Raw genomic sequence first — 14,078 nt, 5'->3', positions numbered from 1 at the left:
CCTATATATACTTATTTTCGAGCTACAAAAATAGCTAAAAATGCTTGCTCTCACAACGCATAGTATTCTACCTGTATAATCACAAACTTTAAATTCTTAAAACCACTTATTATTTGTACTTTTATACAGTAATATCAACTTATATTAATGAAAATTTTAGTACCAACTGACTTTTCGGAAAACGCATTCTTGGCTGCCCGATATGCCGCAGAAATTGCAAAAAAGTATCACTATAGTTTGCACATTATTCATTTTTACACGGCAGTTTCATCGGGGTTTGATGAGAACGAATTGGAGGAGGGACGCGAAGAATCTGATTTATTAAAAGCCGATCTTACTATTAAGGAGTGGGTGGGCCGGCTTCAGGCACAATATCCCGACATCCCAATATCTTATAACAATGACCGTGGCCTTTTAGAGGAGGCACTTCCTAAGCAGGCAAAAAGAGAGGATTATGTCGCTATCGCCATGGGTACCACCGGCGCATCGGCAAATAAAAACATATTCTGGGGAAGCAATACGGCGTTGATTGTAGCGAAATCACCTATTCCGGTCATTGTCATACCGAATATCGAACAGATTACGACAGAAATAAAAAAGGTAGGGTTACTAACGAATTTCAAACAGGAAGAGCTGACAACGCTTCAAGAGTTTGTTCATATTTTTAAACAGGAGATTGACGTAGCTCTTATACATGTATATAAGGAAAGTGAAAGTGTGACCTCGGTGAACAACCGATTAGATTCTTGGGGATTTAATGTAGACGAGTTTTCTGCTGTACGACAAACGAACAAACTAATAGCGCCGACTTTAAAAGAAGACAAGGATCAAGATACCATACCGGAGGTTATCAGTAAATTGATTGATGTGCAGGATATCGACATTATTTTGGTTTCAAAGACTAGAAAAACATTTTTTGAAAGATTGTTTACCTCATCGGTATCCAAGGCCATGACATTGAAGCTGCAAAAACCGGCCTTTTTTGGAAAATCTTTATAAACAATTATATCATGAACAAAATATTAATACCCGTTGATTTTTCTGAGGACTCCGTAACCGCTATTCGATATGGTTGTCAGCTCATTTCGCAAAATGAACGTAAACAAGAAGTGGACCTTATCCATGTTTTCACGCATCATTCCAATTCATATGTAAATCGACAGGCCTATCCTATCGAAGACCCGCAGGTAAAAATTTCGGAAAAAGATATGGAGAGACTCTTAACAAACCTCCATAATGAATATCCCGGTATCAAATTCAACAGTATATTTAAAGAAGGTAACCTCTTTGAAGAAATCAGCAAAGTAACCGCCGTGTTTAATTACGATGCAGTTGTTATGGGAACGAAAGGTTCTTCTGGATTGGAGGCAATCTTTCTAGGCAGCAATACATATGATGTCATCCTGAATACCAAGACCCCTGTACTTGGCGTCCCGCAAAATACGAAAGGGCTCAAGAAAGACAGGATTGGCTTGCTCTGTAATTTTAAAGAAGGTGAGATTGAAGTGCTCCAGCAAGCTATTAAGCTCATTGGAAATGACTTCGAGCTCGTATTGATTTACGTAAACAAAGACGACCGACGCATCAGCGATATCGACGCACAATTTAAAAATTGGATTGAAGAAATAATCAATCGAACCGGCGTCCAGAACATTTCCTATACTATAAAACCACAAGTGCTTTACAATCGAGCTGCAGAAAATGTATCACATGCTATCTCCAATGTCTTAATTGACGAGCAGATAGATTTCTTACTTATTACCCGTAGCCGCAAAAGTATTTTCAGAAAGCTCATCGAAGAAAATATTGTACGTAAAATGGCTTACCATATGACTATTCCGACTTTATTTGCACCTGTACGTAGCAAATAGAACATTATCCATTGTACATCGGTTACTTTCTCTTGTAGTGTCTATACTACAAGAGTTTTTTTTCTGCACGTTTCCGACATAATAATCTTTTTTCCATCCTACTTTTGGCAAAACAATTGCATAGCAATGCGTGTTGATATACAAATAATTATTAAGACTCGTATATGAAAAATTTTAACTTAAAAAATGTAGCCATCGTAAGTGTGGCCAGCTTGTTGGGTAGCATCTCTGTTGCTCAAGCTCAAAAACAGGGAAGTATTGAAGGTACTACTCCCCTTGGCTCCGAGACCCAGTACAGAACTTGGTCGGTAGGCCTGAATGCAGGCGTATTGAACCAGTCTAATATCTTCGGTTTCAACCAAGACGGTTTTGACAAATTGGAACACAACCTTGGATATAGCGTTTACATAAAGAAACAAATTTCCCCATCTTTCGGCCTAAAAGCACAATACATGGGCGGCAAAGTCGCTGGTAAAAATAACGATGTTACCGGAACAGGCATCGCAGCATTTGAAACAAAAACGCCTTGGTCGGCTGCTTTATCCGGAGAATGGACAATGGCCAATACCAACTGGCGTTTCTTCAACAGTTTTATCAAACCTTATTTCGCAGTAGGTCTTGGCGCATTGAATTTTGAAACAACCGTAACTGATGCAGATGGTGCAGCAACAACACGTGACGCAGCTACCAAACTGTATGTACCAGCAGATTTCGGATTTAAGTTTGCTGTTGCCCGAGGCATCAACATTGATCTAGGTTATCAACTGAATTGGGCGAACCAACATTTTGACGGAAAAGCCGGCGGTACATTTAAAAACGACCTGTTCTCTTATGCACATGCCGGACTGGAAATTGCGTTAGGCAATAGTTCGAAACCTGCGCTCAACAATTCCAACCCGGTCGCTACGTTGGTGAACGACTACAACATGAAGTATGATGACCTAAAAGCGCAGAACGACGCGTTAAAACAGGAGAACCAGGCCTTATCTTCCCAACTGGCCGGTTTAAACAACGATTTGCAAGACGATGATGGCGATGGTGTGGCCAATAAATTCGACAAATGTCCAAATACACCTGCCGGCGTTAAGGTAGATGGATCCGGTTGCCCGCTTCCAGAGCTGAAAAACGAAACAAAAGTGATTGAAAAAATCGTTGTTACCGAAGAAGATAGAAAAGTGGTAGATGAAGCGATTAAAAACCTGGAGTTTGATCTAGGAAAATCAACTATCCGTTCTAGTTCCTATCCTTCCTTGAATAGCGTAGCTACGCTACTGATCGAGAAAAACTTCAGCTTAAAACTTGCTGGCCACACCGATAATACCGGTTCTATGCAAACAAACATGCGTTTATCGAAAGAGCGTGCGGAGGCTGTCAAATCATATCTCGTTTCCAAAGGGGCGAACGCTTCCCGCATTGAAGCCACAGGATATGGCCCTACACAACCTATTGCAACGAATGCAACCGCCGCTGGTCGTCAACAAAACCGTCGCGTAGAATTTACATTGTACTAGTTTTCTTTTTTTACCTCAAAAAAAGAAACAAAAAAACTCGCCGCTTCGAATGTTTTACATTAGGGATAGTACTAAGAATAAGTTTGTACAATTGTAAAACATTCGGATGCGGCACCTGGATGTTAAGGAAGGGACAATGCATTTGTGTTGTCTCTCCCTTTCTTTTCTCCTTTTTTAGCTTTCTTTTTTATTTCCATTTTTTTATTCCGAATTTTATTTCTATCTTTGCACCGCCTTAGGCAATAGAGCCTATTGTATAATTTATTTCATGAACCCATTTTTAGACTTGGGGATCCGTCATGAAGTTGTTAATGCCATCACTGAGATGGGTTTCGAGAAACCATCTCCTATTCAGGAAAAAGCCATTCCTGTTTTATTGACTGGTAACGACGATTTTGTCGGATTAGCCCAAACCGGCACAGGAAAGACAGCGGCATTTGGTCTTCCACTTTTAGAGTTAATCGACTTTACTCAAAAGCATCCGCAGGCTTTAGTATTATGTCCTACGCGTGAGCTATGCTTACAAATCGCAAAAGATTTAGAGAAATTTGCTAAGTACATTGACGATGTACACGTTGTTGCCGTTTACGGTGGCGCAAATATTTCTGACCAATTACGCCAGATTCGTCGCGGTGTACAGATTGTCGTAGCTACCCCTGGACGTATGCTGGACATCATCGGCAGAAAAGCAATCGACTTCTCCAATGTGAAGTATGTTGTATTGGATGAAGCAGATGAAATGTTGAACATGGGATTCCAAGAGGATATCAACAACATTCTTTCGGAAACGCCCGACACAAAGAAAACATGGTTGTTTTCAGCAACTATGCCAAAAGAGGTACGTCGTATAGCACAAAACTACATGACCAACCCTCAAGAGCTTACCGTTGGCACAAAAAACACCGGTAATGCAAACATTGAACACCACTATTATGTCATTAAGGCTAGGGACAAATATGCGGCGTTCAAACGTATTGTAGACTATTATCCAGAGATTTTCGGTATTGTGTTCTGTCGTACAAAGATTGAAACACAAGAGATAGCGGAAGCTTTGGTAAAAGATGGCTACAATGCCGACTCGTTGCATGGAGACTTGTCTCAACAACAACGTGATAAGGTAATGAAACGCTACCGCGACCGTAGTTTGCAACTATTAATTGCAACAGACGTAGCGGCTCGTGGTATTGATGTGAACGATGTGACACACGTTATTAACTTCTCCCTACCGGATGAGGTTGAAAATTACACACACCGTTCCGGTCGTACAGCCCGCGCCGGAAAGACCGGTGTCTCCCTTTCCTTAATTAACGTTAAAGAATTAGGAAAAATCCGTCGCATTGAAAAAATCATAGGCAAACAGTTTGAAAAGAAACAAGTACCTCAAGCCGGCGAAGTCGTTGAAAAGCAACTTCTTGCTATGACGGATAAAATTCGTAATGCGGAGATCAACGAGGAGCGGATTGCACCATATCTTCCAAGTATCATGGAAAGTATGCAAGATTTGTCAAAAGAAGACATCATCAAACGTTTCGCTTCGTTAGAGTTTAACCGTTTCTTGGATTATTACCAAAACGCGCCAGACTTGAACGTTGATGCCCGCGAAAGAGATAGCGATCGTGGCGAACGGGGTGATCGCGGAGAGCGTGGTGAACGCAGAAGCAGAGCTGCTTCCAACGGATACACACGCTTGTTCATCAACCTTGGTTCTGTAGATGAGTTTTCACGTGGAGACATGCTCGGTCTTATTTGTGATGCAGCAAATATCTCCGGAAAGTCAGTCGGAAAAATCGATATGAAAGGTGTATTCACTTTCTTCGAGGTACAGGATGCTGAGGTAAACAAAGTATTCGAAGGCTTCCAAGGTACAGAGTACAATGGCCGTGCAGTTCGCGTGGAAGTATCTGGCGACGAAAGCCGCAGCGGTGGTCGCTCTAGAGGCGGCGACAGCGGCGGTAGACGCAGAAGCGGAGATAGAGACAGAAAAGGAGGTTCTTTCAGAGGCGACAGACGTAGTTCTGGTGGCTTCGGTGGTGGAGAGCGCTCCGGAAGACGTCAGTCTTCTTCTTCACGCTCTAGATATTAATCACTAGGATTTATCATCTTATAAAAGCTGGCTTTTCATTATAGAAAAGCCGGCTTTTTCTTTTTTCTTTCTTTATGTTGAAAAGCTTAATGCTTTCTTCCCATCCTTTTCGCTTTTAAATGTCTTCTTCGAGAACGGCGTAATCGTGAATATTTAACCGGATAATGACGTTTCGCCGTGATATTATTGAATATAAGTGCCGTGAGAAGCAAAATCAATGTTCCAGTAAATATAGGACTTAACACATAAAGATAACCCAATGAGGCAACTTTGGTACCCCCGGTTACCGCGATCAGTGCGGTAGCGCCGCCCGGCGGATGAAGTGTGCGGGTCATCTGCATAAAAACGATAGAAGAAGCTACAGCCAGAGGAGCGGTAAGCCATATAATATCGGGTAATATTCGAGCAACGGTGACCCCAACAAGTGCGGACACCACATGCCCTCCAACAAGATTTCGTGGCTGTGCCAACGGACTTTGTATGGCTCCATACACCAAAACAGAAGAAGCTCCGAACGAACCGATTAAAAAAACGTTCTCCAACGTTGGCAAGTGCAGAGATTGAATAAAAGCGATAATAAAAATGCCGACGAAAGCGCCGACAAAAGACCAAAAATGTTCCCTGGGATCAACGAGCGTTTCCCGATAGAAAACATATCGATACACCCGTAGCTGCCTATAAATCTGTTTTTTCAACTATTACAAACTATTTATGACGTTGCCGTATAGCCTCATAGATAACAATACCTGCAGAGACCGATACATTTAAGGATTTGATTTCACCAAACATCGGTATTTTCGCCAGTTTATCCGAAACACGAATCAAGTCATCTGATACACCAACATCTTCGGCACCTAAAACAATGCAGGTGGGTACCGTATAATCCACATCGTAAACGGAATCTTGTGTCTTCTCCGTCCCGACAACCAACTGTACACCCGATTCGATAAGGAAACGTGCCGTACGTCCCAATGCGTCTTCGCGACATACCGGAATCTTATATAATGCTCCTGCTGAAGTTTTAATTGCATCAGGATTGATTTCAGCCGAACCTTTTTTAGGGACAATAATCGCGTGGACTCCAGCACATTCCGCCGTACGTGCAATAGCCCCCATGTTGCGTACATCGGTTACACCGTCCAACATCAATAAAAGAGGTGTCTCCCCTTTCTCATAGATAGTGGGCAATAGGTCTTCGACATGTTGATAAGTAATCGGTGATATCACCGCTATAACGCCTTGATGGTTTTTCCGCGTAATGCGGTTTAGCTTTTCAATAGGCACCTGTTGATATCCGATATTATGCTCTTTCAACAAAGATTTTAATTCCAAGAAGAGACTGCCGCTCAACCCCCGCTGTACAAATAATGATTCAATCTCCTTACCGCTATCAATCGCTTCAATGACGGCACGAATACCGAACACCATTTGGTTTGATTCTCGCTTTTCCCCTCGTTCCCTATGTTGGAAGTTTCGCATATTTTATTAGTTGGCGTGTTATAATGAATAATTTTGGGCAAAGATAACAAAAGAAAGGTGTATTTAACTCAACCCCAGATTAAATGCTTTACGAAGCGTCTCCAGCGCAGGGTTTTTGGAAACCATTGCCTGATACTTTTCTGCGGAAGTATATGGCTTCCTGACTTTGGTAACTTCCACTTGTATACCTGTTAGGTCAAGTGAAAAATTTTGTAGTTTAACCCGCAGATAATTTAAAATATCTATTTTACCTAATTTAAGCTCATCCATTTGCACCGCATTCTCCACATCCACCTCAATCATGACACCGTTTAAACGCGGAGGATTAGCCGTCATAATCGTATATAGCGTAATGCGGCTTGTCTGTTTCAAACCATCCGCAAACGCATTCCATTGTGAAATAAATGCGTTGAAAGTAACTTCCCGGAACTCATTACCTTGAACAAGGTCTGGTTCATCCGTATCAGCTTCCGCCTTATCCTCAAATATGGTATTTAAGTTGGGTACATTTACCGAAGTAGAGATTTTTCCCCAGCCCTTTTTTACAGCCGTTTTTTCCGTTGTCACAGCCGTGTTTTCTACGACGGGCGCCGGATTGTTATTTAGAGCCTGTATAGGTGCAGGTTCTTTGACAGAAGACACGTGCTTAGGAACAGGAGCACTGTTAGCTACAGCCGTCGGATGATTTATACTTGTATCAGGGAGTTTTTTTTTTACCTCTGTCGTAGCAGCAGCCGGCGTAAAACTTCCTTGCTTACCCAGTGAAATAGCCGACGCGATATGACACATCTTTAATAGTGCTAACTCTACTTGTAAGCGTTGGTTTTTACTGCTTTTGTAATTTATTTCGCACTGATTGGCAATGTTCAATGCAGAAAGCAACAGCCCAGAGCTAAGTGCCTGCGACTGATCCATGTATTTACGTTTAATATTTTCGCTTACTTCCAATAACTTGAGCGTTGCAGGCTCTTTGGATACCAATAAATTACGGATATGTGTTGCCAGTCCACTGATAAAATGGCCGCCGTCGAAACCATTATTCAATACTTTATCAAAAATCAATAACGCTTGTGCGGCATCCTCCGCTGAGACGCTGTCCATCAATTGGAAATAGTAATCGTAATCTAGAATATTGAGATTATCGATGACGGTTTGATAGGTAATGTTTCTATTCGAGAAACTGACAATCTGGTCAAACATGGATAGTGCATCCCGAAGCCCTCCATCAGCCTTCTGCGCAATAATATGTAGTCCATCCGGCTCGAAAGTTATCTGTTCTTTTTGTGCAATGGAAGCGAGATGATTCGCCATATCCTCTACTCTGATCCGGTTGAAGTCAAATATCTGACATCGGGAAAGTATAGTGGGGAGGATCTTGTGTTTCTCTGTCGTTGCCAGAATAAAAATAGCATACGAAGGAGGTTCTTCCAATGTTTTCAAAAAAGCATTGAAAGCTGCCAGCGAAAGCATGTGCACCTCGTCAATGATATAAATCTTGTATTTGCCTGCCTGTGGCGGGATACGAACCTGCTCAATCAAGCTACGGATGTCGTCAACGGAGTTATTAGACGCTGCATCTAATTCGTGAATACTAAAGGAGTTCCCTTGTTGAAAAGATTTGCAGCTCTCGCAAGTACCACAAGCTTCCGCATGTTCACTGATATGCTCACAGTTTATTGTTTTCGCTAAAATACGCGCGCAAGTCGTTTTCCCGACACCACGGGGCCCACAAAACAAAAAAGCTTGCGCCAATTGATTATTGTGAATGGCATTTTTGAGCGTGCCGGTAATATGCTGCTGACCAACAACAGAGTCGAAGGTAACGGGCCGATATTTCCGTGCTGAAACAATAAAATTATCCATTGCACGAAGATAAGGATTTTAACAAGTAAAATCCAGAAATTAAAGTGTAAAAAAACCGCTCCCAAAATTAGCGTTTCGAGGAGCGGTTCAGATATAGAATTCTAGGCTATGCTATCGTATCACCTTTAGGCTCTGTCACTTTCCATACTGCGGCGGCTATTACAGCACCTAGAATCGGAGCGACAATAAATAACCACAACTGAGATAACGCCTGTCCACCGGCCAGCAGAGCAGGGCCAAATGAGCGTGCAGGATTAACAGAGGTACCTGTGATAGGAATAGCAACCATATGGATCAGCAAAAGCGTAAATCCGATTGCCAAACCGGCCATCGTACTGTTGCCAACTTTAGACGTCGTAGCCAAGATGACGAACAGAAAAATAAAAGTCAATATGGTCTCGGTGATGAAAGCCGCTGTTGTTCCGTACTCACTTTGGTATTTTGTACCCCAACCATTGGCGCCATAGGCCCATTCACCAGCTGTAAAGCCTGCCAACTGCCCACCTAGTATCTGTTGTAAGACAAATGCGCCGAGAAGAGCACCCAGACACTGTGCAATGACATATACAATAGCGTCTTTCGCCGGCATTCTACCTGCCAATAGTACACCGATTGTGACTGCGGGGTTGATATGGCAACCTGAAATACCGCCAATGGCATAAGCAAAAACAACAACGGAAAGACCAAACGCCATAGATATGCCGAGTAATCCTAATCCGGATAATCCCGCTATGGTATCTACTCCTGCAATAGCTGCAGCACCACAGCCAAAAAGAACCAAGCCAAAAGTACCAATCAACTCGGCGATAAATTTCGAAGACATCTTAACTTCCATAATATATAGTTGAATTTTTAAATTAGTAAAACCCTAAATTAGTGCTTTCAATGGATTGGTATACTATCGAAATACATTCTTGTAGCGTCCACTCGACACACATGAGAGAACCTTATACTCAAAAATTTATGATATTATGGATTTAAACGCTTTTAAGCGTGTCCTTTTTGTAGTTTAATTACGATATAGATTGTAGTTAAAAAAATCCCTGTTGTTCGATAGTATACTTGTATCACGCCTCAATTTAACTGATCTTTTAAGTAATGAATAAATAGGATCTTATAGGGATATCATTCGGACTTTGTTCGGATATTCTTCGGATAAGGTCGAAAAAGATACGATTGAATTTCTTATTATGTATGTTTAAGATATAAAGTAACTATTACTTTAGTATTTGGAATATACCTGATTATTCTCTATCTTAACTGCATAATTATAATTCACTAGATCATGGCAAGAGTTAAGAATGGTATTAACGGTACTGTTTCGGGCAAAGTAGGTCCGTCTGTTTTTTGCAAATGGAAAGACATTTATTATGTAAGAAGTCTTCCCCGAATAAAGAAAAATCGAAAGCCCACACCGGGACAGCGAAAGAACCAGAGCAAGTTTGCCTTTATGCAAGAGTGCCTATCACCCATCGTTCGTTTTGTTCGTTTGGGATTTATGCAATATGCTCCAAACCGAACGGGACACAACTCTGCGATGTCTTATAATCTAAAGGAAAGTGTTATTTTTGAAGATGAACGTTACCGTCTGGATTACGAAAAGTTTGCTATCAGCCGCGGACTGCCCTCTCCGGTTTCCAACGTTGGGATTGACCAAAAGGATGGGCAAGTTATTATACGTTGGCAAGTGGATGCTGCCTTCAGACAAAAGCATGGCGACAAAATGTTTCGGTGCATAGCACTGCTCTACCCGGATAATGGCGTCGAGCCTGTAAATACAGTAGGCGTTTTGCAAGATAGTTATCTAGAAGATTGTGAACAGATTATTTCTATAGAAAAGGTTCCTAGGGGCACCGTCTATCACGGTTACTTAGCATTTCTTGCTTCCGAAGGTAGTAACATTAGTACTGATAGCGTGTATTTAGGTAAAATTGTAAATGAGTCTATCTCGTTAATGTGATTTTCCAACAATAATAGCGGCACCATTGGGCTGCAAAGTCAGTTTAACCTGTTTGTCTTTTGCTACCTTGATTTGGCTTTGTTTCGGGTTCAATTTATGATCATCCGAATACAATACGGCTGGTCCGTTGGAAAGCATAGGTAAAGAAACGGATAAATTTTTAACTTCCGTTTCAGCATTGATTCCGACGACGTACCAGGTATCGCCATGTCGACGTGCCAAAACAACGTACTTGCCCGGATAGCCGTCGATAAACACGGTCTCATCCCAGACTGTAGGCACATCCTTCATAAAATCAATAATGAAATCAGGGTATTCTTTTAGATTATTTGGTGTAATACCAAAGTTTTGTACCGGCGTCTGAAATAAAACAGCTGTCGCCAGTTGAAAAATCTCACTCGTTTTACGGGTTGTTCCACCATTGTTTTCCCTATTATGTCGTTTGTTTAATAATACAGGGCCGAAATCCATCGATCCGACTGCATTCCGAATAAAAGGGTGTAACGTTGCATTATAAGCTTCCGTATCATTCGCGTGTTGTGTAAAAATCAAGTTTTCGGATGCGAGCACCGCTTCACTTCCCACAAAATTTGGATACATCCGTTCCCATCCCCGAGGTAACGTGCAACCGTGAAAAATAACGACTAAACCATGATCATTCGCATCCGAAAGAATGTCCTCGTAAAGCTGCAAGGTTTCCTGCTTATCGCCACCAAAGAAATCTACCTTGATTCCTTTAACGCCTATGCGTTGCATCCAAGCCATCTCCTTCTTCCGTGCTACCGAGGTATTCATCCGATTTTTAGGCCCTTGCGGTGCATCATTCCAAAAACCATTGGAATTATACCACAGACAGATCCCTACATTTTTTTCTTTTCCATAAGCGACTAATTCCTCCACTTTGTCGTGACCAATTTTGGTATCCCACCAGTTGTCGATCAACGCAAATTCCCAGCCCATATTGGCAGAGAGATCGATAAATTTTTTCTGATCCTCGAAATTGATACTGCCATCCTGCCACTCTAGCCAGCTCCATGTTGAACGTCCGAATTGATAATTCTGAGAAGGATCGTATAATGGTTTTACTACGTCAAAAGCGATAGTCGTTTCGACAATCGGTTTTAGATCTTTTCCAACCGTCAATGTACGCCAAGGTGTGTAGCCCGGCAAATTCAATGCAGGCTGTGTACTTCCCAATCCATTATTTTCTCCTTCTTCCGGAAAAGAAATCTGGTAAAGCCCATCTGCTGTACCTTCGCTCAATTTCGCCCCACAATAAAGGCTACCCACACCAGTTTCCGACACCAATACCCATCCGCGGTCGCCTACATGAAATAATGCCGGGAAGGTATATCCTATACCATATTTAGAAGGTGTGCCCATAGGCTCATCCGGTACATATTCCTCTTCATAACTGGGTTTGGTTTTCATCCAACCGATCATCGGCGTGGCCTGTGGTGTTAAAAATGTCGTCGTAATATCCGGAAAATCAAAACCACTTAGCTCCCTATGGATAATCGCATTTGCGGGTTCCCCCGTTTGTGGTATACCATAACGAAACGCTACGTTGTTGTTACTGACCTGAAAAATAACTTCCAGTTTTAGCTTATCATTATTCTCGAATGTAAAGCTATGCTCATTTGCCTGATAATGTACCGCTCTCTTTTTAATCTTCGGTTCTTCGTAACGTTCGTCTATTTGGCGGGCCTGCCGGTCAACCAAGCGTAGTCCGCTAGAAAGATCCCCTAAATGCGTCCGCAGACCCAATGGTGATTTTTCGAGCATTTCCTGCCCATCCAACATAACGGAATAATATAACCGCCCCTGGTCTGCTTCCAATTGTACCGAAAGCTGGCCATCCGGACTAAGTATCTTCATTTCCTGCGCTTGCGCAGTTGATAGAAAGAATACGCATAACGCGCCATACATAAATTTCAAGTTCATATAGAAATAGTTTTTTAGGATAAACAGCCTATTTATTTCGGAAGTTGGGGTGCCATTCGATAATATGTACTGTTGTCGGCTCGGCATCAAGCAGCCCCTCTCCATCTTTTTGATCCGTCTGCTGTACGTACAAAGCTAATTGTTTCTTATTTCGCCATAGTTCGGTATCATATGTCGGCTCCCAAGCCCCCAACGAACCGGATGACAGGTCTCTTATTTCGAAATTATCGTCGCGGACATCATTCAATTTCAACACCGAAGCCTTGTTACCGCGCTCCTGATCCCGAAAGAGCAATAGAAGTGATGTTTTATTTCTTGTCTCCGTAACTAACAGCTGAGGCCTTGAAATCGGAATTTCTTTGGTCCCGTGTCCGCTTAAAGAGAAAGCGGTTTTCCGAAAATCCAATGACTTTACCTGCCATTTGCCGTCCGCCAAATAGATGATTTTATATTGTGGAATCTGGGAATCCGCGGATCGCCAATAGGTCGCAATAAACGGATTTCCGTCTTCATCCGCCGTCATTGCCGTTTGGTTGATCAATTCACTTTGTTGGGGTATCCATGCTGCATACTCTGCATGCTCTGCCGTAATGGGCAAACTATACGGTGTACCATCCGTCCTTTGCCACGTCCATCCACCGTCTTTGGAACAAGCATACGCCATATCATGATTGCTCGCCACATCGGGCGACTCTCGCCATACCCAAGAAACATGAATCGTTCCTTTTTGATCCACATAAGCCTGCCAGTAAGCATTCCGTTGTCGCTCTCCGCTGATCAAATTGGTATGCAGACGTGTCCATTTTTTCTGTGCGAATTCGTATTTGTTGATAATCAAGTTGCCTGCTCCAGAGCCGCCATCCCGATAGAAAAAAAGAAGATCACCACTGGGTAACGCAAAAAACTCGGGATACGTCACCCGACTTTCTTCCGATCCCACCATAGCCTCTTCTTCTCCCAACTGCAATCCCTCGGGCTCGAGACTCTTCGCGTATCGCAAACGTCCATTATGGTGATCCCAAGCGACATGCAAATAGCCATCACCATCAACCATCATGCTAATGACGTTGTGCGCATCTGACGCATGGCCGGTATACTGCGTTTGTTTTATCGTCCAGCTCTCGCTATCCAACCGTCGTTTTCCTAACGTCAGGAAGCCCTCTCCGTCATAATAGGATATAAATTGAACATGGTCATTGCTGACCAAGGAGTTTTTTCTAAATACCGCGGTGTTCACGGTATTTTTAGCCCAACCCAAACCAACGTCCATCACGCGGGCTCCTTGAGGCTGCGCCAGAACAGCAATCGGCATAAAGAATATTCCTACGACCAATGTGATCCATATTTTTCTGATTATATACATATGC

General features: G+C 42.4%; 11 protein-coding genes. 5 read left to right on the top strand and 6 right to left on the bottom strand.

Annotation, left to right across the window (positions count from 1 at the left end; genetic code table 11):
* Positions 1-147 precede the first annotated feature (147 nt).
* From G5B43_RS18245 to G5B43_RS18230, 4 genes are all read left to right on the top strand, one after another.
* A complete protein-coding gene (locus G5B43_RS18245) occupies positions 148-999 on the top strand; it encodes a universal stress protein (RefSeq protein WP_165296237.1) in 852 nt (283 codons plus the stop codon).
* Between the two features lie 11 nt (positions 1,000-1,010).
* The gene (locus G5B43_RS18240) at positions 1,011-1,871 is read left to right on the top strand and encodes a universal stress protein (RefSeq protein ID WP_165296236.1); all 861 of its coding nucleotides are present in this window, start codon (positions 1,011-1,013) and stop codon (positions 1,869-1,871) included.
* 164 nt (positions 1,872-2,035) lie between these two features.
* Entirely contained in the window at positions 2,036-3,382 is a 1,347-nt protein-coding gene (locus tag G5B43_RS18235) for an OmpA family protein (protein WP_165296235.1), read from the top strand.
* Positions 3,383-3,650: 268 nt separating this feature from the next.
* The gene (locus tag G5B43_RS18230; protein WP_165296234.1) at positions 3,651-5,465 is read left to right on the top strand and encodes a DEAD/DEAH box helicase; all 1,815 of its coding nucleotides are present in this window, start codon (positions 3,651-3,653) and stop codon (positions 5,463-5,465) included.
* Positions 5,466-5,551: 86 nt separating this feature from the next.
* On the opposite strand, the gene G5B43_RS18225 is transcribed toward G5B43_RS18230, so the two are convergent.
* From G5B43_RS18225 to G5B43_RS18210, 4 genes are all read right to left on the bottom strand, one after another.
* Positions 5,552-6,160 (bottom strand): HPP family protein, encoded by a 609-nt coding sequence (locus tag G5B43_RS18225; RefSeq protein WP_165296233.1) that lies wholly within the window; start codon positions 6,158-6,160, stop codon positions 5,552-5,554.
* Between the two features lie 10 nt (positions 6,161-6,170).
* On the bottom strand, positions 6,171-6,944 hold the full coding sequence (gene rlmB / locus G5B43_RS18220) for a 23S rRNA (guanosine(2251)-2'-O)-methyltransferase RlmB (RefSeq protein ID WP_165296232.1): 774 nt from the start codon (positions 6,942-6,944) through the stop codon (positions 6,171-6,173).
* A 63-nt stretch (positions 6,945-7,007) separates the two neighbouring features.
* The gene (locus tag G5B43_RS18215) at positions 7,008-8,807 is read right to left on the bottom strand and encodes a DNA polymerase III subunit gamma/tau (protein ID WP_165296231.1); all 1,800 of its coding nucleotides are present in this window, start codon (positions 8,805-8,807) and stop codon (positions 7,008-7,010) included.
* Positions 8,808-8,913: 106 nt separating this feature from the next.
* On the bottom strand, positions 8,914-9,642 hold the full coding sequence (locus G5B43_RS18210) for an MIP family channel protein (RefSeq protein WP_165296230.1): 729 nt from the start codon (positions 9,640-9,642) through the stop codon (positions 8,914-8,916).
* A gap of 450 nt (positions 9,643-10,092) precedes the next feature.
* On the opposite strand from G5B43_RS18210, the gene G5B43_RS18205 reads away from it, so the two are divergent.
* Positions 10,093-10,767 (top strand): DUF6266 family protein, encoded by a 675-nt coding sequence (locus tag G5B43_RS18205; RefSeq protein ID WP_165296229.1) that lies wholly within the window; start codon positions 10,093-10,095, stop codon positions 10,765-10,767.
* Here G5B43_RS18205 and G5B43_RS18200 read toward each other — a convergent pair.
* Together G5B43_RS18200 and G5B43_RS18195 are read right to left on the bottom strand one after the other, a co-directional pair.
* Positions 10,759-12,711 (bottom strand): glycoside hydrolase family 97 protein, encoded by a 1,953-nt coding sequence (locus G5B43_RS18200; RefSeq protein WP_206367418.1) that lies wholly within the window; start codon positions 12,709-12,711, stop codon positions 10,759-10,761. The two genes, G5B43_RS18205 and G5B43_RS18200, sit on opposite strands and share 9 nt — an antisense overlap.
* Before the next feature lie 28 nt (positions 12,712-12,739).
* Positions 12,740-14,074, bottom strand: coding sequence for a BNR repeat-containing protein (locus G5B43_RS18195; protein ID WP_165296228.1), 1,335 nt, complete (start codon positions 14,072-14,074; stop codon positions 12,740-12,742).
* Positions 14,075-14,078 lie beyond the last annotated feature (4 nt).

It is taken from the genome of Sphingobacterium sp. SGR-19, assembly GCF_011043555.1.
Lineage (GTDB): Bacteria > Bacteroidota > Bacteroidia > Sphingobacteriales > Sphingobacteriaceae > Sphingobacterium.
Note: the sequence above shows the minus strand (reverse complement) of the source record. Positions and strands in the feature narration are given on the sequence as shown.